This window comes from Steroidobacter flavus, assembly GCF_042651805.1.
Taxonomy (GTDB): Bacteria; Pseudomonadota; Gammaproteobacteria; order Steroidobacterales; family Steroidobacteraceae; genus Steroidobacter; species Steroidobacter flavus.
The window spans coordinates 927,497-949,629 of record NZ_JBHSDU010000015.1 but is presented as its reverse complement, the minus strand read 5'-3'; the positions used below and the strand labels follow the sequence as shown (position 1 = coordinate 949,629).

General features: G+C 62.0%; 15 protein-coding genes. 11 read left to right on the top strand and 4 right to left on the bottom strand.

What is annotated here, in order from left to right:
- Positions 1 to 6 precede the first annotated feature (6 nt).
- Positions 7 to 930 (bottom strand): M14 family metallopeptidase, encoded by a 924-nt coding sequence (locus ACFPN2_RS31975; RefSeq protein WP_380604321.1) that lies wholly within the window; start codon positions 928 to 930, stop codon positions 7 to 9.
- Between the two features lie 165 nt (positions 931 to 1,095).
- Here ACFPN2_RS31975 and ACFPN2_RS31970 point away from each other — a divergent pair, with 165 nt between their 5' ends.
- Genes ACFPN2_RS31970 through iolE form a run of 4 tightly spaced genes read left to right on the top strand, consistent with a single transcriptional unit; the run spans position 1,096 to position 6,572 of the window.
- On the top strand, positions 1,096 to 1,911 hold the full coding sequence (locus ACFPN2_RS31970; protein ID WP_380604319.1) for a 5-deoxy-glucuronate isomerase: 816 nt from the start codon (positions 1,096 to 1,098) through the stop codon (positions 1,909 to 1,911).
- Entirely contained in the window at positions 1,908 to 3,827 is a 1,920-nt protein-coding gene (locus tag ACFPN2_RS31965) for a bifunctional 5-dehydro-2-deoxygluconokinase/5-dehydro-2-deoxyphosphogluconate aldolase (protein WP_380604317.1), read from the top strand. Before ACFPN2_RS31970 ends, ACFPN2_RS31965 begins: the two co-directional genes overlap by 4 nt.
- Positions 3,824 to 5,662, top strand: a complete 1,839-nt coding sequence (iolD, locus tag ACFPN2_RS31960) for a 3D-(3,5/4)-trihydroxycyclohexane-1,2-dione acylhydrolase (decyclizing) (RefSeq protein WP_380604315.1) — start codon at positions 3,824 to 3,826, stop codon at positions 5,660 to 5,662. Before ACFPN2_RS31965 ends, iolD begins: the two co-directional genes overlap by 4 nt.
- A 22-nt stretch (positions 5,663 to 5,684) precedes the next feature.
- Positions 5,685 to 6,572, top strand: a complete 888-nt coding sequence (gene iolE, locus ACFPN2_RS31955; protein WP_380604313.1) for a myo-inosose-2 dehydratase — start codon at positions 5,685 to 5,687, stop codon at positions 6,570 to 6,572.
- 37 nt (positions 6,573 to 6,609) lie between these two features.
- On the opposite strand, the gene iolG is transcribed toward iolE, so the two are convergent.
- Both iolG and ACFPN2_RS31945 read right to left on the bottom strand, forming a co-directional pair.
- Positions 6,610 to 7,599 (bottom strand): inositol 2-dehydrogenase, encoded by a 990-nt coding sequence (iolG, locus tag ACFPN2_RS31950; protein ID WP_380604311.1) that lies wholly within the window; start codon positions 7,597 to 7,599, stop codon positions 6,610 to 6,612.
- Between the two features lie 27 nt (positions 7,600 to 7,626).
- Positions 7,627 to 8,475: a MurR/RpiR family transcriptional regulator gene (locus tag ACFPN2_RS31945; protein ID WP_380604309.1), complete on the bottom strand. Its 849-nt coding sequence runs from the start codon at positions 8,473 to 8,475 to the stop codon at positions 7,627 to 7,629.
- A 236-nt stretch (positions 8,476 to 8,711) separates the two neighbouring features.
- On the opposite strand from ACFPN2_RS31945, the gene ACFPN2_RS31940 reads away from it, so the two are divergent.
- Together ACFPN2_RS31940 and ACFPN2_RS31935 are read left to right on the top strand one after the other, a co-directional pair.
- Positions 8,712 to 11,156, top strand: coding sequence for a TonB-dependent receptor plug domain-containing protein (locus ACFPN2_RS31940; RefSeq protein WP_380604307.1), 2,445 nt, complete (start codon positions 8,712 to 8,714; stop codon positions 11,154 to 11,156).
- An 89-nt stretch (positions 11,157 to 11,245) separates the two neighbouring features.
- Entirely contained in the window at positions 11,246 to 12,580 is a 1,335-nt protein-coding gene (locus ACFPN2_RS31935; RefSeq protein WP_380604305.1) for a phytase, read from the top strand.
- 46 nt (positions 12,581 to 12,626) lie between these two features.
- Here the strand turns inward: ACFPN2_RS31935 and ACFPN2_RS31930 are convergent, their stop codons facing one another.
- Positions 12,627 to 14,639: a phytase gene (locus tag ACFPN2_RS31930; RefSeq protein ID WP_380604303.1), complete on the bottom strand. Its 2,013-nt coding sequence runs from the start codon at positions 14,637 to 14,639 to the stop codon at positions 12,627 to 12,629.
- 107 nt (positions 14,640 to 14,746) lie between these two features.
- Here ACFPN2_RS31930 and ACFPN2_RS31925 point away from each other — a divergent pair, with 107 nt between their 5' ends.
- From ACFPN2_RS31925 to ACFPN2_RS31905, 5 genes are all read left to right on the top strand, one after another.
- Positions 14,747 to 16,144, top strand: coding sequence for an MFS transporter (locus ACFPN2_RS31925; RefSeq protein ID WP_380604301.1), 1,398 nt, complete (start codon positions 14,747 to 14,749; stop codon positions 16,142 to 16,144).
- Entirely contained in the window at positions 16,120 to 17,046 is a 927-nt protein-coding gene (locus tag ACFPN2_RS31920) for a PfkB family carbohydrate kinase (protein WP_380604299.1), read from the top strand. Before ACFPN2_RS31925 ends, ACFPN2_RS31920 begins: the two co-directional genes overlap by 25 nt.
- Positions 17,043 to 18,338 carry a metallophosphoesterase gene (locus tag ACFPN2_RS31915; RefSeq protein WP_380604297.1) on the top strand — a complete coding sequence of 432 codons (1,296 nt, stop codon included), beginning with the start codon at positions 17,043 to 17,045 and terminating at the stop codon, positions 18,336 to 18,338. Before ACFPN2_RS31920 ends, ACFPN2_RS31915 begins: the two co-directional genes overlap by 4 nt.
- Positions 18,339 to 18,357: 19 nt before the next feature.
- The gene (locus ACFPN2_RS31910) at positions 18,358 to 19,851 is read left to right on the top strand and encodes a CoA-acylating methylmalonate-semialdehyde dehydrogenase (RefSeq protein ID WP_380604295.1); all 1,494 of its coding nucleotides are present in this window, start codon (positions 18,358 to 18,360) and stop codon (positions 19,849 to 19,851) included.
- A 319-nt stretch (positions 19,852 to 20,170) separates the two neighbouring features.
- Positions 20,171 to 22,108 carry a rhamnogalacturonan lyase gene (locus ACFPN2_RS31905; protein ID WP_380604293.1) on the top strand — a complete coding sequence of 646 codons (1,938 nt, stop codon included), beginning with the start codon at positions 20,171 to 20,173 and terminating at the stop codon, positions 22,106 to 22,108.
- Positions 22,109 to 22,133: the final 25 nt, after the last annotated feature.

Here is a 22,133-nt window from a genome sequence, read left to right as displayed (position 1 = left end):
GAAGCCTCAGTGTGGGTTGGCCAACGCAAACTCGATTGCCGCACAAACCGCCGCGACCTGAGCATCATTGCACTGTTCAGGCGTGGCGCGAGGACTATCTGGATACACTTCGGTCGTCGTCGTGAAACGCGCGCCAGTGATGCCGGCGCACAGGCCGAGCGATCGCATGGCATACCGGATGACGCCGGGTGAAACCACATCCGATTCGATAATCTGCCCTTTGTCGTCGGCCGGAGCAATGTGAGTCACTTTGCTCACGGCGTCGATGATGGCTTGCTGAAACGCCGGTTGCGGATTCTCGGTGTCGTCGACCAGATAGAAACCGTCGGGAATGAGGCCGGGCTCGGCGGTTTTGCCGTCGCGGGCGGCGAGGGCCGGGCGAAACTCACTTTCGTCAGTGTCTGTGGTTTCGTGCAGATCGACGTGGAGCAGAAAACGTCCGCGCAGCGGGCGAATCAAGCGCATCAACGCAGACGACTCTTCGGCGGGGCCGTCCTCGCGGAACGAGCGGTTCGGGTCGATGGCATTCGCGTTCCATCGATGAATCCGCTCATAAGCCCAAGGGCTGACGCACGGCGCGACGAGCAAATTGATTTTCCCCGCATAGTCGGCCGCGCGTTGATCGAGGAACTGTAGCGCACCGTGCACGCCGCTTGTTTCATAACCATGCACGCCGCCCGTCACGAGCGCGACAGGAAGGTCGTCGCGCCAACCGCGATTGCGAACAGCAAACAAACGGTACTGGTCCGGTGCATAGTCGAGCCGGCCGTACTCCTCGACATCGAATCGTGCGGCCAGGCGGTCGAGCTTCTTCACGACATCCTCGTGGTAACTGCGATGACGGACCTGGCGTGACAACCACAGCGCACGTTCGGCCGCGCCCCACGGGGTGCCGGGGGTGCCGATGGGATAGGGCGCCGGTGAAGTCATGACGAATCGCTCCTGAAAATCGAAGGCCGTTACTTTAACTCAGCTGCTCCGTTCCCCGCGGCGCCTCGAATTACAATTCCATCGTTCCAAGAATTTGAAATTTTCATTCCATTGGGGTAGCTTAACCCTCGAGGCGGGACCACGCCGCAGATGCAAATGACTGGCATGACTAAAGAACACATCACCGCGCATCGACGCGGATTCGAGCGGGGATTTACGCCGATTGCGCGTCATGACGACCAGGACAATCCGTCCGGGATCGGCGTCGGCGTCCTCCGGCTGGCTGCGAACGCGCAGTCGGGGCAGCGGGTGGAACGGGAGACCGCGTGGTTACTCATGAACGGTTCGGTGCGCGGCTCGGTCGCCCAACGTCAGTTCGAGTTGTCGCGATCGTCGTTGTTCGACGAGTCCGCGAGCTGCATCCATGTTCCCGCCGGTTGCACGGTGACTTTCACGGCAGCGCGAGACACCGAGCTCATGGTGTTCGATTGCGCCAACCGCAATCTGTTCGATGCCCGGGTCTTCACAGCGCAGGACGTCCCGAACGAACCGCGAGGCCGGGGACAAGTCGGCAATAGAGCTTTGCGCTACGTGCGGACCATTTTCGATCGCACCAACTCGCCGGAGGCTGTGGAACTGGTGCTCGGCGAAGTCGTGACGTTTCCAGGCGGCTGGTCGAGCTATCCGCCGCATCATCATCCGCAGCCGGAGATTTATCACTATCGTTTCACGCAGCCGCAGGGGTATGGTCATGCGGAGCTGGGCGACAGCGTCGTCAAAGTGATGGAGTACGACACCCTTCATATTCCGGCCGGCAGGGATCACGCGCAATGCGCCGCTCCCGGCTATGGCATGTACTACTCGTGGGTGATTCGCCATCTGCCGGATCAACCCTACACGGTCCCGGAATTTACTCAGGCACATGCCTGGACGCTCGACTCCGGCGCATCGTTCTGGCGTCCTCGCGAGATGGATCGATGAACAAAACTCATGACCTGATCTGTCTGGGACGGGCCGCTGTCGACTTTTACGGTGAGCAGATCGGCGGTCGCCTCGAGGACATGCGCAGCTTCGCCAAATATCCGGGCGGGTCGTCCGCCAATCTGGCGGCGGGAACATCGCGTCTCGGTCTGCGCGTATCCATGCTGACGCGCGTGGGCGATGAGCACATGGGACGTTTCGTCCGCGAGGCTTTGCATCGCGAAGGTGTGGATGTCAGCCATGTCGTCACCGATCCGACGCGGCTTACTGCGTCTGTGGTGCTGGGTATCGAAGGTGCCGAGGCCTATCCGCATATTTTCTTTCGCGAGAACTGCGCGGACATGGCGGTGTCCACGCAGGATTTCGACGAGTCGTATATCGCCAGCAGCCGCGCCATCGCGGTGACCGGCACGCACTTGTCGACGCCGGGGACTCGCGAGGCGGTCGAGCAGGCGTTTCGTTGGGCGCGAGCCCATCGCACACAGGTCATTCTCGACATCGATTATCGGCCGGTGCTGTGGAAGCTCACCAACGCGGGGCAGGGCGAGTCGAGATTCATCGCGTCAGCGCAAGTCACCGCGACAATTCAGAGTGTGCTGCCCGACTGCGATCTGGTCGTCGGCACGGAAGAAGAGATCCGTATCGCCGGCGGCTCTGACGACGTGCTCACGGCCTTGCGTGCGATTCGGCGCAAAACGACCGCGACCATTGTTCTCAAACGCGGCCCGGCCGGCTGCTCGATCGTCACCGATGAAGTTCCGGGAAGGCTGGCCGAGTTGCAGACGATCGCGGGCTTTCCAGTTGAGGTGTTGAACGTGCTCGGCGCGGGCGACGCGTTTCTGAGTGGCTTTCTGTCGGGCTGGTTGCGAGGCAAGCCGCTGGCAGAGTGTGCGCGTCTGGGCAACGCATGCGGCGCCTTGGTGGTCTCGCGTCATGGCTGCACACCCGCCATGCCCAGCGAAGTCGAGCTGCGGGAGTTTCTGCGCCGGGCGCCAGGCTTGCGGCGACCGGACCTGGACGCCGAGCTCTCCCATCTGCACGAAGCCACCACGACCCGCCGGCCACGCGAATCGTTATATGTGCTCGCGTTCGATCATCGTCGTCAGCTCGAGGAGCTGGCGGACGAGCAGGGTGCGCCTCGGGCGCGCATTGCTGAATTCAAGGATCTGATCGCCCGTGCCGTGGAGCGCGTGGCAGCGAGCGCCCAGCATCGCGAGCGCCTCGGCGTCATCGTCGACGCCCGGCATGGCACGGCCGTTTTGAATCGGCTCACGCCGCGGGGATTCTGGATCGGCCGGCCCATCGAAACGCCCGGCTCGCGGCCGGTCAGCTTCGATCCTCCTGACAACGTCGGCTTGCATCTGCTGAGCTGGCCGCTGGCGCACGTCATCAAGTGTCTGGTGTTCTTTCATCCGGACGATCCCATCGAGTTGCGTCTGGCGCAGGAACGGCAGATCCGCACGCTGAACGACGCGGCTCGCGCGCTGGACCGTGAGCTGCTGCTGGAGATCATTTGCAGCGGCAAAGGCCTGCCAGTGGACGACAACACCACTGCTCGAGTGTTGACTCGTATCTACAACCTTGGCGTGCGGCCGGCGTGGTGGAAGCTGGAAACTCAAACGCGCGCCTCCTGGTCGCGCATCGAGGAGGTCATCGCCCGGCGTGATCCTCAGTGCAACGGCGTCCTGTTGCTCGGCCTGGACGCCTCGGAACAAGCGCTGCAAGTCGCGTTCGAAAGCGCGGCGGCGACCTCCGTGTGCAAGGGCTTCGCCGTCGGGCGCAGCATCTTCAATCCCGCTGCGCGGGCCTGGTTCGAAGGCCGGATGAGCGATGACGATGTCGTGCAGGATATTGCCGCGAGGTACGAACGTTTGATTGCAAGCTGGCGCGGCACAGTGGCGGAGCAGTCCGTATGAGCGAACGTATCCGTCTGACGACGAGTCAAGCCCTGGTTCGATACCTGATCGCACAGCGCACGGAGATCGAGGGGCAAGAAGTGCCGCTGTGCGCAGGTGTGTTTGCAATCTTCGGTCACGGCAATGTGGCGGGGCTGGGCGAGGCGCTGACTGCATCGCGCGACGCTCTGCCTACCTATCGCGCTCACAACGAGCAAGGCATGGCGCACGCGGCTATCGCGTTCGCAAAGACTCTGCGCCGACGTCGCTTCATGGCGTGCACGACTTCTATCGGACCAGGCGCAACCAATATGGTGACGGCGGCGGCGCTCGCGCACGTCAATCGACTGCCCGTGCTGTTACTGCCTGGCGATGTGTTTGCCAGCCGCAGGCCCGATCCAGTGTTACAGCAGGTCGAAGACTTCGGCGATCCGACGGTGACTGCCAACGATTGTTTTCGGCCGGTGTCGCGTTATTGGGATCGCATCAGTCGCCCGGAACAACTGTTGCGTTCGCTGCCTCGGGCGTTGAACGTGCTGACCGATCCAGCGGAATGCGGGCCTGTGACGCTGGCCTTGCCGCAGGATGTCCAGGCGGAAGCGTGGGACTATCCAATATCGTTCTTCGAGCCGCGCGTGCATCGGCCCGTGCAACTGGGTGCGGACAGGCATCAACTGACGGCCGCGGTCGAGGCGATCAAACGAGCCAAGCAGCCGCTCATCATTGCCGGCGGCGGCGTTCACTACGCACGGGCTTGCGAGGCGCTTGCCGGGTTCGCCTCGCGACTGGGTGTTCCGGTCGCCGAGACGCAGGCCGGTAAGGGCGCGCTGCGTTGGGATCATCCGTGGAACGTCGGCTCCATCGGCGTCACTGGCTCGAGCGCGGCGAATGAGCTGGCTCGCGATGCCGATGTGATTGTCGCGATCGGCACCCGGCTGCAGGACTTCACTACAGCGTCGGCAAGTCTGTTTCGTAATCCGGAGCGCACGTTGATCGGCATCAACGTCTGTCGCTTCGACGCCGAGAAGTTCGGCGCTCTGCAGGTCCAGGGCGATGCGCTGCGTACGCTGAATGAACTGAATGCCGCTCTGGAACCGTCGACGACGCGCGACGGCTATGCCGCTCGAGTCAGGCAACTGGTGCAGGCGTGGCGATCGTCGGTGGACGTTGCGGTTGCCGCGTCGGACACCACATTGCCCAGCGATGCTCAAGTGCTCGGTGCGGTGAATCGGGCAATTGGAGCGAACGGTACCGTTGTCTGCGCCGCGGGCGGGCTGCCGGGTGAGTTGCACAAGCTCTGGCGTGCCCAGGACAGCGACGCTTATCACCTCGAGTACGGTTACTCGTGCATGGGCTACGAGATCGCGGGAGGGCTCGGTGTCAAGCTGGCCCGTCCGGATCGCAACGTGGTCGTGATGGTCGGCGACGGCAGTTATCTCATGATGAACTCCGAGATCGCCACCGCGATTGCGCTCAACCTGAAGCTCAGCATCGTTCTGCTGGACAACCGTGGCTTCGGTTGTATCAATCGTTTGCAGAAGAGTTGCGGCGGGCAGGCATTCAATAATCTGCTCGACGAGGCGGTGCCCGCGATCGACTTCGTCGCGCACGCACGCTCGCTCGGCGCCGACTCATTTCGGGTGAGCAACGTCGGCGAGCTGGAACGCGCGCTGAGCGAAACGCGCGTCAAGACGCGCACGGTCGTGATCGTGATCGACACCGATCCGCATCACAGTACGGCCGCGGGTGGCGCGTGGTGGGACGTGGCGGTGCCGGCAGTGTCCAGCTCCGGGGACGTGACGGCCGCTCATGAGAGATATCGGAAGACGCTCCGCGACGTGAGCGAGCTCGAATAGCAACCCAATCGGCACGGCATCCATGAACATTCGTATCGGCATCAATCCCCTGACGTGGACCAACGACGACCTGCCATCGCTGGGCGCGGAAACCAGCCTGGAAACGTGCTTGCGGGAGGCGAGGGAGGCGGGCTACACCGGTATCGAGCTCGGCAATAAATTCCCGCGCGTCGCCGCTCAGCTCAAACCGATTCTGCAGGCTCACGATCTGCAACTGGTGTCCGGCTGGTACAGCGCACGGTTGCTCGAGCGCGATGTGGAAGCCGAATGGGACGCAATGAGCGCGCATTTCGAGCTGTTGCATGCACTGGGCTGCGAGGTGATGGTCCTCGCCGAAGTCTCGCGTTGTACTCATGGCGATCAACGTGCGCCGCTGTCGCAACGGCCTCACCTCACCAAAGGCGACTGGCCGCGCTTCGGTGAGCGCATGACGAAGCTTGCGGAGAGGATGCGCTCGGCTGGACTGCGGCTCGCCTATCACCACCATATGGGCACGGTCGTGCAGTCGGCGGCGGACATCGACAATCTCATGCAGGTGACCGGCGATGCCGTCGGTCTGCTGCTCGACACGGGCCATCTCACCTATGCGGGCGGCGATCCTACGCAATTTGCGGAACGTTACGCGCCACGCATCGTGCACGTCCATTGCAAAGACGTGAGACGGTTGGTTCTGGAGCGCGCTCGTAACGAAGATTCGAGCTTCTTGAACGCGGTGCTCGACGGCGTATTCACCGTGCCAGGCGACGGCATGGTCGACTATCGCAGTGTGTTGCAGCCGGTGGCGCGGAGTGGCTATGGCGGCTGGCTGGTCGTCGAAGCGGAACAGGATCCAGCGGTGGCGACGCCGATCGTCTACGCGAAGATGGGTTATCGGCACCTGTCACAGCTCGCGACCGAACTGTTCGTTTGAAAGAAGGCTCCCTCGCAAGGCGGGGGAGCCTGGGGCCTCAACTCAGTGTCACCGGGGCTCCGCTGGTCAGCGAGCGTTGCGCGGCATCCGCCAGCAGCAGGGCGCGTCGACCGTCCTCACCCGTCGCAAGCTCCACTTTCTTGCCCTGGAGCGCGCCGATGAAATCCTCTAACTCCAATCGATACGCGTCGGCGTAGCGTTCCAGGAAGAAGGGCAGCGCGGGCTCGGTCGTGTAACCTTGCTTGCCTGCGACAGTCACGCTGGTCGATGTGTGATTGTTGGCGCTGACCATGCCGGCCGCGCCGAACGCTTCGATGCGCTGGTCGTAACCGAAACTGCAGCGCCTGCTGTTTGCGATCTGGCACAACCGGCCGTCGGCGGTTCGTAGCATCACCATCGCTGTGTCGACATCGCCAGCGGCGCCGATCTCCGGATCGACCAACGCGCTGCCCCGCGCGAATACTTCCACCGGCTCGGCACCCAGCAGCCAACGCGCCATGTCCAGATCGTGAATCATCATGTCGCGAAACAATCCCCCCGAGCGACGGATATATTCCACCGGCGGCGGGGCCGGATCGCGACTGGTGATGTGCAATGTCTCCAGCGCTCCGACCGTGCCAGCGCCAATCTCGCGCTTGAGTCGCGCGAAGGAAGGGTCGTAGCGACGATTGAAACCGAGGTACAGCGCAACGCCCGCTGCTTGCGCTTTGCGCATGCATTGAGTTGCGCGCTGGATATCCAGGTCGAGCGGCTTTTCGCAAAACACCGGTTTGCCGGCGGCCGCGCAACGCTCGATCCAGTCGGCATGAGTGTCGGTGGAGCTGGCGATGAGCACGGCATCGACATCGCCTTGTGCCAGCGCCGTGTCGGGCTCGACCGCGCGACACGACCATTTCTTCGCCAGCTCGGCGGCGGCCCGCGAATCGGCGTCGGTGACGGCTACCAACGCCGAAGCGCCGCCGCGCACGATGTTCTCAGCGTGGATACGGCCGATACGCCCGGCGCCAATCAATAGAAATCGAATCATTTGTCCCCCTGACGGGTGCTGCCTCGCTCAGCGCCCGCGGCCACGTTTTTCCATGTCGAATGCATAACTGATGACCAGCGTCTGCGCGAGGCACAGGGATGCTGTCAAGGAACGGAACTGGCGCACCTCGGCGTCCTTGATCTCGAACACCAGGTCCGAGGGACCGGCGATCGGGCTCAAGCGACTGTCCGTGATGGCGATGATCTTGGCCTTCTGCTCGCGCGTGGATCCGACGATCTCCACGGTTTCGGCGGCGTAGGGCTGAAAGCTGATCGCGATCAGCAAATCCTTCGATGTGAGCATGGTGCTCTGCTCGGCCAGCATGCCGGCGACGCCGTCGAGCAAGTAAGCGCGCTTGTCGACGTGACGCAGGGCATAGGCCAGGTACGAGGCGACCGGAAAGGAACGTCGCAGGCCGACGATATAGACCGCGTTCGCGCCGGCGATCATGTCCACCGCGCGCTCCAGGTCCGCTTTGCGTACGCTGCTCTTCAAATGCTCCAGCGCCAGAATGTTGCTGTCCGCGAACTCGTGCATCACGTCCTGCGGAGCGAGCGCGCCGGCCGTGCCGGCCCGGCGGGAAAACTGCCGGATGCGCTCGGCATAGCTGGGGCTCGGCGACTGAGTCAGCATTTCGTCCTTGAACAGCTCCTGCATGTCGCTCGCGCCTTCGTAACCGAAGGTTTTGGCGAAGCGCACGATGGTGGAGGGCTGCACCTCGCAGCGCTCGGCGATCACCGCCAGCGTCTGCAGCGCCAGGTCGTTGGGATTCTCCAGCACGTACTTGGCGACCTGCTGCAGCCGGGGGCTGAGCTCCTCGTACCGTCGCACGATGTCGCTCCGCAGGGATTCGAGGGATTTTGCGCTGCTGGCCACGGCTAATTCTCTGAGTGTCATGGAAATTCCCAAATCATACGGTCGCTGCAATAAATATTCTATGCAGCTTCCGCGCACTCCCAGCCGCAACGTGTGAGCAACTATAGCATCTGGAATTTTTATTTCACTAGTTGCATGTAATGAAATGTTCGTTCTAAACTCTCCGCCAGCTGCACTCGAGTGCGGAACTACAACTCATACGATGGAGAGACGCGGCGAGCGTCCAGGGGGAAACGATGAGACGGTTGAAGCATGGAAACGTCCTGGCCAGCGCGGTGTCGCTCGCCCTGGCGACGGCAGCGGCCAATGCCGCCGAACCGGCGAAGGAAGAAAGCCTGGAGTACATCGAAGTGCTGGCCAAGCGCGTCAATGCGCGCGAGCGCACCGAGCTGGCCGAGCCGGTGCTGACTTATTCCGAAGAATACTTCCAGCGCTTCGAGCCGCTGTCGGTCGGCGAAATGATGAAGCGGGTGCCGGGCGTGACGTTCAGCGACGATGTGGGCGAGTACGCAGCGCCGTCATTGCGCGGCATCGGCTCGGAATATACCCAAATCCTGATCAACGGCCGCCGCATCTCCGGCTCGGGTAATGACAACACCGTGCTGGTGGATCGCATTCCGGCCGAGCTGGTCGAGCGCGTCGAGATCATCCGCAGCCCGACCAGCGACATGGACAGCCAGGGCATCGGCGGCACGCTGAACATCATTCTGAAGGAAGGCGCCGAGTTCGACGGCGGTATCTATCGGCTCGGCGGCTATTACATCGACGGCGAGACGCGGCCGAGCGCGTTCGTCTCGTACGGCCACACCACCGACGCCGTGCAATGGGGCACTTCGCTCAACTATCAGGAGCGCTTCAATCGCAAGCAGGTGTATTCGGTGGAGCGGGTGCTCGACGGCGAGGGCAATGCCGAGCCGGAGTTCAAGACCACCATCGAGCCGGACGAGCGCGACAGCCGCGACATCGCCTGGACCGGCGACCTGGCGTTCAAGCTCGACGGCGGGCAGGAGCTGTCGTTCAACGCGTTGTTCGTCGACACCGATCGGGTCGAGCACGAGTTCGAGCGTGCCTTCGAAGCCGAGGATGACGACGGCGATCTGGATTCGGGCGCCGAGCAGACCAATCAAACCGACGCGTTCCGTGAGCGCAATTACATGCTGGCGGCCACGTTCACCGCGCCCACCGATGGCGGTAACTCCTGGGAAGTCTCGGCGAGCTACGATCGCACCGAGGGCGAGGCCAAGGAAACGAATTATCTGGTCGACATGGACTTCGACTTCGCCAGCGTCGGTCTGAACGGCGGCGACGACATCCTGCCGTTCCTATCGACCTACAACGATCCGGCGTTGAATCACCAGTTCCGCGCCAACAGTACTCAGTTCGGACACGAAATCGATCTGTTCGAGAACATCGACAGCATCGAGAACGAGGACAGCGAGGACTCCGAGACCAAGCTGGGCGGCAAGTACAAATGGAAGTTCACCGCCGCCACCTTGAGCGTCGGTCTGGACTATGTGCTGAAGAAGCGCGACTACAGCTTCAACGTGCAAGAAGTCGACGACGGCCAGCTGGTGACGCTGGATGAGCTGTTCAGCATTTTCAATGTCGACGACCAGCGCATCGCCGGCTTCGTGCAATGGGGCGTCGATCTCACCGACAGCACCAAGCTCGAGCTGGGTGTGCGTGGCGAGCAGACCAACCTGGAGATCACCTCCACCGTCGCGGGACCGGTGGCGGCCGCGGCCGCGGCGCTCAGCTCGTTGGGGCTCGATGTCGAAGGCAATCAGATCGCGGTCGATAACGATTACTTCGAGCTGAACCCGACCGCGCACATCCGTTGGGATGCGACCGACTCGTTGCAGCTCCGCTTGTCGGCGGCACGTACTGTGCGTCGCCCGAGCTTCGACGAGCTCAATCCGACGCTGCTGCTCGACGAAGACGAGAGCGTGCTGGGCAATCCCACCCTCGATCAGGAAACCGCGCTCGGCCTCGATGGCGGCTTCGATCTGCGGCTGAACGGCGAGGACGCCGTGCTCGGCGTCAACGCGTTCTATCGACGCATCGAGAACAAGATCGAGCTGAACGGCGTCGGCGACGAGGTCAACGCCATCTTCCAGGCGCAGATCGACGATGAGATCGAAGCGACTCAGTACGTCAACAATCCCAACAAAGGCACGATTTACGGCGTCGAGTTCGATTTGAGCTATCCGCTCGAAGCGCTCGGCGCACCGAACTTCCATGTGTTCGCCAACTATACCTACGTGCACTCCGAGATCCGCGACGCCAACAGCAACTTCCCCATCGACCGGCGCTTCTCGATGCAGCCGGATTACATCTACAACGTCGGCTTCGATCATCTGATCCAGAAGTGGGCGCTGACTTGGGGCTCGAGCTATCAAAAGCGCGGCGCGGCCGAGGAATGGGTCGATTCGGGCGCCACCACCAAAGAAGTCGCCGACGTGACGTTCGAAGGCAACCTGGAAGTGTTCCTGGAGAAAACGTTCGCGGAACGTTTCGTCGTGCGCCTGGCCGCGCAGAATCTGCTCGACGCCAAGCGTAAGGACGTGACCCGCGTTTACGAATCAGTCGCGCAATACAACGCGCGCACGCCGGTCAGCTCCGAGCTGGACCAGGAAGAGTCGGATCCGTGGATCATTCTCACGTTCCGCAGCACTTTCTGAGCTGATCCTTTCCCGCCCGCACATCGATGGACGGCGCTCGCATTCGCGAGCGCCTCAACGCCCTGTTGTCACACCCAAAGGAGGGTTCCATGTCGAAAGTGCATTCCGTTCTCGCACTCGCCGTGCTCGGCGTTCTCGGCACCGGTCTTGCGCAAGCGGCGCAAGTCCAGGCCGTTCGCGAAACGCCGCCGTCGCTCGACTATGACGATGGCGAACGCCTGTCGAACGCCGACGATCCGGCGATCTGGGTCCATCCCAATGAAGATCGTCAGCACAAGAGTCTGATCGTCGCCACGTTGAAGGAAGGCGGCCTCGATGTTTACAACCTGCAAGGTCAGCTGTTGCAACACATCGCCGGTCTGCCGCATTCGAATCCCGACTACCCTCGTCAGCGCTTCAACAACGTCGATCTGGTGTATGGATTCAAGCTGGGGTCGCGCACCGTGGATCTCGCGGTCGCGAGCGATCGCGGTTTCGACCGGCTGGCCATCTTCGAAATCAACAAGAGCGGTTCGGATGCGGCCGTGCCGCTGACCGAAGTGACCAAGGCTGGGTTGCCGTTCGTGTTCGCGGCCAATCAGAGCGAAGTGAATGACGAGCTCACGGTAATGGGCATCGGCACCGCGAAGCTCGCGAACGGTCAGACCATCGCTTTCGTCACGCGCAACGATCGGGCGCAGGTCGCCAAGTTCCGGCTGTACGACGCCGGCGGCGGCAAAGTGGGTTACGCGCCGTTGGTGCGCTTCAACTTGCCGTCGCAGTTCACGTTGCCGAACGGCCAGCAGTGGACGCCGTGTCAGGATGAAGACGGTCTGACGCCCATGTCCGAGGGCACCGTGATCGATCGGGACCGCGGCTATGTTTATATCGGGCAGGAAGCGGTGGGCTTGTGGCGCACGACCATCGACAATCCGGCGGCGAATCTGCAGCTCATCGACAAGGTGAGCACATACGGCACGCCGTACACGCGCACCTGGGATCCGGATGAAGAGGAATACGTCTGTGAGTACCAGGCCCAGCAGGATCCTGGATACGGTGGACGATTGACGCGCGACGTCGAGGGCGTGGCGCTCTACGAAGCCGACGACGATGAGGGTTATGTGATCGTCTCGAGCCAGGGCAACAACGAGTATGTGGTGTATGACCGCGAAGACAACGACTACGTCGGCAAGTTCTCGATCGTGGACGGCATGGTCGACGGTACGCAGGAGACCGACGGTATCGGCGTCAGCAACGCCGACTTCGGCGGGCCGTTCGGCGATGGCTTGTTCGTGGCCATGGATGGCGGCAATACCCCGGACATCCTGGATCCGGAAGGCGAGACGGTAGAGAACACCAATTTCAAGCTCGTGCGATGGGAGGACATCGCCGATCAGCTCGACCTGATCGTGGATGACGAGCACGATATTCGGGATCTCGATTAAAGATTGAGGCGAGGTCAGGCGCGCCCTTGCGGGCGCGCCTTTTTTATTACTTGCGCAGCGAGCGCAGCGCGTCCTGCCACGAAACATACTTGAAGTTCTGTCGCTCGGCCGGCATCAGATTACGGCCATCCTGCACGACCAGCAGGCCTTCCGGAAAACGCTCGCCGAGCGGGGCGCTGACGATATCGAGCCCATCGGTTTCCGAGGCGCCGTCGATACCCGCTTCGCTGTTTGCGACCACGGCGAACTTGCCGAGATATTCGTTGCTGCCTTCGCGGCGATATACCGCGTAGTTGTCTTCGCCCTGATTGGACGCGATCACATAGCCGGTGCCGTTGGCGCCGTAGTAGATCGATACGCCTTCGATGTCATCCGTCAGATGTCCTTTCCCGACCGTGTCGATGGCCGTACGGCGAGATCCGTCGCGAGGCTCGGCGGAATATTTCCAGAGTGCGACATCTTCTTCGGCCACATACAAGTGGCCCAGTTCGTCGTCGGCCGCGCATCCTTCCGCTTGCGAGCCGACTGCGATCTCGCGCACCAGTTCGCCAGCGAGCTTGCCGTTCTTGACTGAGATCTTCCATTGACGAACCCGGCCGTCCGCGCTGTCGTTGGCGAAAACGTAGTACGCGCCATTGTTCGCGCTTCGATACATACATAAGCCGTAGGGATCGTCGAAGCCCGTGGCCAGATCGCCACCGGGCAGCGCCTGCAACTGCCGCGCCTGCGCATCGTAGCGATACAAACTGATCGACTTGCGAGTCCGATTGGTTGCGGCAACGAGCGTGATCGGGTGTCCGCCGAAAGCGAAGCCATCGCGCACATCCACGTTGTTCATACGACCGTCTGTGACGCTGTGGATCAGCTTGCCGGCGAGATCGTAGACATTCAGGCCCAGCTTCTTGTCCGTCGCGATCACCACGCTACGACTGGGATCCTGACGGTCGACCCAGATTGCCGGATCGTCGGCGGCATCGCCGAAGCTCGGCACAGGCTCAGTCTCGGCGGCGGGCAGCACTGCGCCAGGGATGAACTCATCTTTGACCGCGGCGCTCTGAGCCACGGCCGAGCCCAGCGACGTTGTCAGCGTGCTCAAAGAGACGAGCTTGTAATCGCCAGCGTCCTCATCGGCGACGATCAGCAGGCCAGTGGGAAACGCCGCGCCCAGCGATTCGCCGACGATGGTCAAGCCTTCTGCGTCGCCGATCTGCTTGGGCGCGCCCAATTGCACTCGATGCGGTGAGCCATCGGCCAGGTTGTAAACGATGAAGCCGTCCGCGTCGCGGGCGATCAGGAAGGCGGAGCCGTTCGCTCGACTGACAGCGACGCCTTTGACTTCTTCGCCGATACCGCCGCGTGGCGCGACCAGGTCGAAAGCTTCGCGCGCCGTATCCGATTCGGGCTCGGCGGCGACACTCCAAATACCAACGGACTCCTCACTGAAGTAAACACGACGGCGAGCGTCGTCCACAGCGCAATGACCCACGCCTTTGCCCGCCGCGATCCTGCGCACCAGCCGCCCGCCGACCTGCTGCGCCTGGGCGAACAACTCCCACTGTTCCAATTGTCCCTGGCCGGTGGCGACGAACACATAGAGCTTGTTCGTCAGCGGGCTCACATAGGAGCACAGCCCGGTGATTTCATCGTTGATCGCAAGTGGCTGCGTGGCGACCTCATGCAACCGACGGCTCGTTGCGTCGAACCGGTACGCACGAATTGCGCCAGCGCGTTGATCGCTGACCAGCACCAGTTTGTTCAACGCTTCGAGCAGAGCAGGGCGATCCGGCACTTCGACGAAGCCGACCTCCACGTCTGCGAAGGTGGCGACTCGCTGGCCGGCGAGATCGTGGACTTCCAGTCCGCCTTCGCCGGCCGCGACCATCAGCAGACTGCGCGCCGGATTGCGCCACACAGCTGCATCCAGCGCGAAACGATGCGAGGTAGGCAGCGTAGTCCGCTCGACCGGTACGCTCACGGCTGCATTCTGTTGTGTCGCCGATTGCGCCTGCCAGGCCAGCAGCCCCATGGCGAGCGAACTCAGGAGCGAAGGGTATTTCATAGGGTCTCTCTCGATGGAATGCCGACGATCGGGCTTGGAATATTTATTTCATTGTTTTAGTATATTGGAAATCAAATTTCAATCATCGGCAGGGGCGCGGGGGCAAGGTGAGCGCGGGCGAACCGGGAATCGAACGTTTGCGAGTGGCGGGCAGGGCGTCGGCATGGAGCTCCGTGCTGAAGTTCTTCGCCACCGGCGCGGACCGGCCCGTGCTCGAGGATCGTGCGAGCGTCGACGCGCTGTATCGATATCACCGCGTGCGTGTGATGGTGGCGATCACGCTTTGCTATGGCGTGATCTACACGTGCCGGCTGGCGCTCGGCGTCGTGAAGAAGCCGCTCATCGATGCCGGCGTGTTCGGGCCGGCCGAGCTCGGCATGATCGGCTCGGCACTCTTCTATACATACGCCTTCGGCAAGCTGACCAACGGCTTCCTGGCCGATCACGCCAACATCAAAAAATTTCTGGCGCTGGGTTTCCTGTTGACCGCGCTGTGCAATGTGGGAATGGGATTCTCCACCACGGTGACATTGTCGGTGCTGTTGTGGGGATTGAACGGCTGGTTCCAGAGCTTCGGCGCGCCGTCGAGCGTGGTGGCCATCACTGCCTGGTTCAGCAATCGCGAGCGCGGCCGTGTGTACGGCATCTGGAGCACGGCGCATTCCATCGGCGAAGGGCTGACCTTTCTGGTGGTCGGGGCGGTGGTCGCGATGCTCGGCTGGCGCTGGGGATTCTGGATGCCGGGATTGATCGGCATCGCCATTGCCGTGACGGCGTATCGCTTCATACAGGATCGTCCGCGCACCCTGGGGTTGCCTGCCGTTGCCGATTGGCGCAACGATCATTACGCGCAGGTAAGCGCCAATCAGAAGAGCACATTCGCCACCCAGCTGTCGATCGTGAAGATCGCGCCGATCTGGATCCTGGCGCTGGCCAGCTCGACCATCTACATCACTCGTTACGCGATCAACTCGTGGGGTGTGCTCTATCTGCAAGAGGCACGCGGCTATTCGCTCACCATGGCCGGCACGCTGCTGATGATCAGTACGATCGCGGGAATGGTCGGCGCCATCTCGTACGGATTCATCTCCGATAAATTTTTCGAGGCACGACGGCCGCCGGCGAATCTGCTGTTCGCCAGCATCGAGCTCACCGGTCTGGTGTTGATCTTTTTTGGCCCGGCGGACACGGCGGTGCTGATCGTCGGCATGGTGCTGTTCGGCATCGGCTTGACGGGGCTGGTCACGGCGCTGGGCGGATTGTTTGCCGTCGACATCTGTCCCAAACGGGTCGCGGGCGCCGCCATGGGGCTGATCGGCATCTTCAGCTATCTCGGCGCGGCCATCCAGGAAAACGTCAGCGGCCACCTGATCGAGCGTGGCATGAGCGTGACCGGCGGCATCCGTACTTACGATTTCAGCGCGGCGATCTGGTTCTGGCTCGGCTCATCGCTGCTATCGATGCTGCTGGCCGCCTGTCTGTGGCGTGTGAAGTTACGCGATTGAGGATCATCGGGGAGATTTGCTTGCATACCTTCGATTTCGTTTCTGTCGGTGCCTACACCAAGGACACCATCGTCACGCGCTCCGGCACTCGCCAGGTGCACGGCGGCGGCTACAGCTACTCGGCACACGCAGCGCGCTTGCTCGATCAACGCGTCGGCGCCGTGACTCGTCTCGCCCGGGAGGACGTCGACTCCACGCGACTGCTCAGAGAGTCGGGCGTGGAAGTGATGGTGCGGCCCTCGGAAAAATCCACAGTGATGCGACTCGAATATCCAACGACGAATGTCGACGAGCGCATTCTCACTGTCACCGACGTCGCCGATCCGTTTCGGGTCGAAGACGTGGTGGACGTGCGTGCCGAAGCCATTCTGATCAGTGCGTCCATTCGTGGTGAAGTGTCCTTGCCGGTAGTCAAAGCGATCAGGGAGCGGGCGCGATTGCTCGGCGTCGACGTGCAAGGATTCGTTCGAATCGTCACGCCCGAAGGCAAGCTGGCGTATCAGGGCTGGCCTGAAATGTCGGAAGTGTTGTCGCTGGTCGATGTGTTGAAGACCGATGCGGTCGAAGCGGAGTTTCTCACCGGCCAAGCCGATATCCGCGTCGCTGCGCGCAAGCTTGCGAGCTTCGGGCCGAAGGAAATCGTACTGACTCACAAGGATGGTTTACTGGTCCTGGCGAACGGCGAGTATTTCGAGCAGCCGTTTCGTCCGGTGGAGCTGCGCGGCCGTAGCGGTCGAGGCGACACGTGCGTCGGCTCCTATCTGTCGAGCAGGCTGCAGTCCTCGCCGGAACAGGCGACGAAGTGGGCCGCCGCGCTCACCAGCTTGAAGCTGGAAGAGGAAGGGCCGATCCGCCGCACCCGCTCGGAAGTGGAAGAGTTGATCCGGAGACAATACTCGTGAAGTTCTCGAAGGGTTCGCGCTGGCTGGCCATTGCGGCCGTGCCGGCACTGGCAACGTTGTTCTCGTGCACGTCCGTCGACGTCGACCCCACCAAACAAGCGGTGAGGGCGTCGGAGCGTGTGTCGATTCTGGTGTTCGGAGACAGCGGGTATCACTACGATTATCTCGAAGCGGAAGACTACGAGAGCGTCGTGACCGAGCATCAGTTCAAGGAAAAGGAGCGGCACGACTGGATCGACGACAAGCGGCCCATCGAGGAGCTTGCTTACTCGCCGATGTACCGTCTGCCGCGCAATGGCAGCACGATCACTGCAAGCGGCCTCGAGCCAGTCGCCAACGCCATGCAGGCGTACTGCGCCGGCGCGGCGGATTGCGACTTCGCGGCGATGCTGGGAGATAACATTTATCCAAGCGGCGCCACTGCGAACGGCGACGGGAGCGACGCACGGCGTTTCCGCGACCTGTTCCTCACACCGTTCGCGGGCCTCGGTCGTAGACACGATGACTTCCGCATTTACTCCGTGCTGGGCAATCACGACTGGCGCACGTCTCGCGAAGGAGCGATGGCTCAAGTCCATTTCTTGGAACAAACCCGGCCGTTCTACATGGATGGACTGTTCTATCGCGTGCAGCCGCCGGCAGGCCACGGCGACGTGGAAGTGTTCGCGATCGATACTGAGGTGCTGCTCTCATCGACCACCGTCTACAAGGCGACGCTGGCCGACGATGCCAGCGAGGTGCGCAGTCAGAAACGTGAGAAGCCGTTGAAGTGGGCGGTTCCGCAATCCGACGCCGAGCGCAACATGGTGAGTTGGCTGGAAGAGTCGCTGCGCACTTCCAAGGCGCGCTGGAAGATTGTCATCGGCCATCATCCGTTATGGTCGGGCGCCGGTGGCAAGTTTGAGCAGGCGCATGCATTGCGCCAGCTCATTCTGCCAACGCTGTGTCGCTATGCCGATCTGTATCTGGCGGGGCATGAGCACACCATGGAAGTGCACACCGATGATTGCTCCAGCACCGATACCGGCGTGAGCGACCCGCTGCCCCAGGTGGTCTCGGGCAGCGCCGCCAAGATGCGTCCGATCAACAGCGCATTCATTCGCAATCAAGTCGCCAGCTATCCGCAGCTGCGCACGTTATATGCGAAGGGGCTGACGTGGGGCTTTGCGCATCTGAGCATCGCAGGCGACCAGGCGACCGTCAAAATCATCGAGGTCCCGACCGACGGCTCCGGCGGGTGGCGCGTCACCTTCGAGCAGTCATTCGCACGGCGGCGCCACGCCGGGTCGTGATCGTTTCCAGGAGTGTTCGATGAAGATGTTGGGTCATTTCGTCGATGGCGCCGTGCGCATGGGTACGAGCGGTCGATTCGGTCAGGTGTTCAATCCCGCGACCGGGCAAGTGTCGGCACAGGTGAGCTTTGCGTCTGCGCAGGAGACGCAAGCAGCGGTGGCGGCTGCGCGCAAAGCGCTGCCGTCGTGGGCTGCAACGCCGCCAGTGCAACGGGCGCGCGTAATGTTTCGTTTCAAGGCGCTCATCGAGGCGCACATCGACGAGCTCGCTGCGCTCATCACGCATGAGCACGGTAAGGTGCTATCCGATGCCCGCGGCGAGGTGATGCGTGGCCTCGAGGTCGTGGAGTTCGCCTGTGGCATTCCACATCTGCTCAAGGGGGAGTTTTCCGACGATGTCGGTCGCGGCATCGATAGCTGGTCGTTGCGGCATCCGGTGGGAGTTTGCGCGGGTATTACGCCATTCAACTTTCCGGCGATGGTGCCGCTGTGGATGTTTCCTATCGCGCTGGCATGCGGCAACACATTTGTGTTGAAGCCGTCCGAGAAAGATCCTTCCTGCGCGCTGCGACTGGCTCAGTTGCTGAGTGAGGCCGGCCTGCCGCCAGGCGCCTTCAATGTCATCAATGGCGATCGCGAGTCGGTCGACACACTGCTCACGCACAAGGACGTTGCGGCAGTGAGTTTTGTCGGATCGACGCCCATCGCTCAACACATCTATGAAACGGCGGCCCGGCACGGCAAGCGGGTGCAGGCGCTGGGCGGCGCCAAGAATCATATGGTCGTCATGCCCGACGCCAATCCAAAGCTCGTGGCGCAGGCATTGATGGGCGCGGCCTACGGTTCGGCGGGCGAGCGATGCATGGCGATCTCGGTCGCGGTCGCAGTCGGCGATGCCGGCGATCGGCTGGTGGAGGAATTGAAACCGATGATCGCCGCGCTCAAGGTTGGCAACGGTACGAGCGAAGGCGTGGAGATGGGGCCGCTGGTGACTCGGGAGCACATGGAGCGGGTGCGCGGCTATATCGATATCGGCGTGCAGGAAGGCGCGAAGCTCGTCGTCGACGGGCGCGGTCAAACTGTGCCCGGTCACGAGCGCGGCTTTTATCTGGGCGCGACGTTGCTCGATCATGTGACAACAACCATGCGCGTCTACCAGGAAGAGATCTTCGGCCCGGTGCTCGTCATCGTGCGCGTGCCGGATCTGGCAAGCGCGTTACAACTGATCGAGGAGCACGAGTTCGGCAATGGCACCTCGATCTATACCAACGACGGCGATGCCGCTCGAACCTTCTGTCACCAGGTGCAAGCCGGCATGGTGGGGGTCAACGTGCCGATTCCGGTGCCCATGGCGTTCCACAGCTTCGGCGGCTGGAAACGTTCTTTGTTCGGCGACCTGCACGTGCACGGGCCTGACGGCGTGCGCTTCTACACTCGTATGAAAACCATGACGGCTCGCTGGCCAACCGGCATTCGCAGCGTCGCCGAGTACGTCATGCCGGTCATGAAGTAACGGGTGTGCGTCCTCTCGTTTTCTCAGGGTGCCGCTCGTCGCGGCACGGGTTGCCCGCGCGCCGACGAAATGCCTGGACTGGCGACGCGCTCCGTCGTCTTAGGGAATTGGCGGCGCTGGGCACCGCCGTGGACGAGATTGCCTCGGCATTGGGGCGAAGCGAATCGGCGATTCGAAACAAGGCCGGGCTGCATGGCATTTCTTTGAGCGCCGCCGGGCAAGGTTGCAAAAAGAATCAGTAAAGAGCAAATTCGAGCAAATTCGATTAGGGGGGGCGTCATCCGGGGGGCGAAAGCCTCTCATATATAAGGAGTGCTCGATGGACCAGCTGAAAGGATGGCGGCGGGGGATTGCCGCTGGCTGTATCGGAGTCTTGTTGCCGATTGTCCATGTGGGGGCGGAGGACAGCGCGCCTCGCATACCCGCCAGGCAGGCGGAGTTTCTGGACCGCGGACTGGTTGCGGTCAACACCGGCGAAGGAGTGTTTGTCAGCTGGCGTCTGCTGGGAAACGAATCGTACGACGCCGGCTTCAATCTTTATCGCAACGGTAGAAAGCTGAATCGAAAGCCACTGACCGACACGACGAACTATCTCGATCCCGCGGGCACGGTCGATTCGATCTATTCCGTGCGTCGCGTGTTCGACGGTCGTGAGCATCCGCTTGCTGCATTGATCGATTCTTTGCGACGAGGCCGTCATAACGCAGACTCGGCGGGAGTTTGGGAAGGTTCGTATCTTCCTATTCCATTGCAGAAACCGGCGGATGGCGTGACGCCGGCGGGTGAGGCGTACACCTATCGGGCGAACGACGCGAGCGTGGGCGATCTGGACGGCGACGGTGAATACGAGATCGTCTTGAAATGGGATCCGTCGAATCAGAAGGACAACTCACAAAGCGGCTACACCGGCGAAGTCTTCATTGACGCTTACAAGCTCGACGGCACGCAGCTGTGGCGGATCTCGTTGGGACGAAACATTCGCGCCGGCGCGCACTACACGCAGTTCCTGGTGTACGACTTCGACGGCGACGGCAAAGCCGAAGTGGCAATGAAGACAGCGGACGGCACCACCGACGCTCGCGGCACGGTGATCGGCGATCCAGCGGCGGATTATAGAACCGTCAATGGATACGTGCTCAGCGGCCCTGAGTTTCTGACGATGTTCGATGGCGCCACCGGCAAGGCGCTTTCGACTATCGATTACGTTCCTGCGCGCGGCACGGTCGAGTCGTGGGGCGATAACTACGGCAACCGGGTCGATCGTTTCCTGGGCGGCGTGGCCTATCTCGATGGCCGGCATCCGAGCTTGATCATGAGTCGCGGTTACTACACGCGCACCGTGATCGTCGCTTGGGATTGGAAACATGGCGAGCTCACTCAGCGCTGGGTGTTCGACTCGGATATCTCCGGTGCGGAGTATCGAGGGCAGGGCAATCATCAGCTGGCGGTGGCCGATGTCGACAACGACGGCAAGGATGAGATCGTCTTTGGCGCCATGACGATCAATGACGACGGCACCGTGCTCTACAACACCGGCCTCGGGCATGGCGATGCGTTGCATGTCGGCGATCTGGATCCGAATCGACCTGGGCTCGAAGTGTTCAAAGTCATGGAGTCGAGAACGTCGCCCTATGGTCTCGCGTCCTGGGACGCGGCCACTGGCGCAATTCTCTGGGGCAAGCTCACCGCCGCGGATACCGGGCGAGGCATGTCCGCAGACATCGATCCCACACATCCCGGCGAAGAAATGTGGTCCAGCACGGGCGGCGGCCTGCATACCGCCACCGGCGATCCTCTGACGGGCATCCCGTCATCCATCAACTTCGGCATCTGGTGGGACGGCGACCTGTCACGCGAACTGCTCGATCACACCTACGATGCGGTGGCAGGTGCGGGGGTGGGCCGTATCGACAAGTGGGATCATATCAATGGCGTGTCCGTGCCCATCCTGGTCGCCGCAGGAACGTATTCAAACAACGGCACCAAAGGCACGCCGGCGCTGACGGCAGACATTCTCGGCGACTGGCGGGAGGAGGCGATCTGGCGTTCGCAAGATAGCAGCGAGCTGCGCATCTACACGACGACCGCCCCGACTGCCTACAAACTGCGAACGTTGATGCACGACCCGACCTATCGTCTGGCGGTCGCCTGGCAGAACGTCGCCTACAATCAGCCGCCGCATCCGGGCTTCTTTCTGGGCACGAATATGAAGTTGCCACCGGCGCCGAGGTTGTATTTCCCAAGGCCGCGAAGGTAATGATGACGATGTTCGCGTCGCGTTC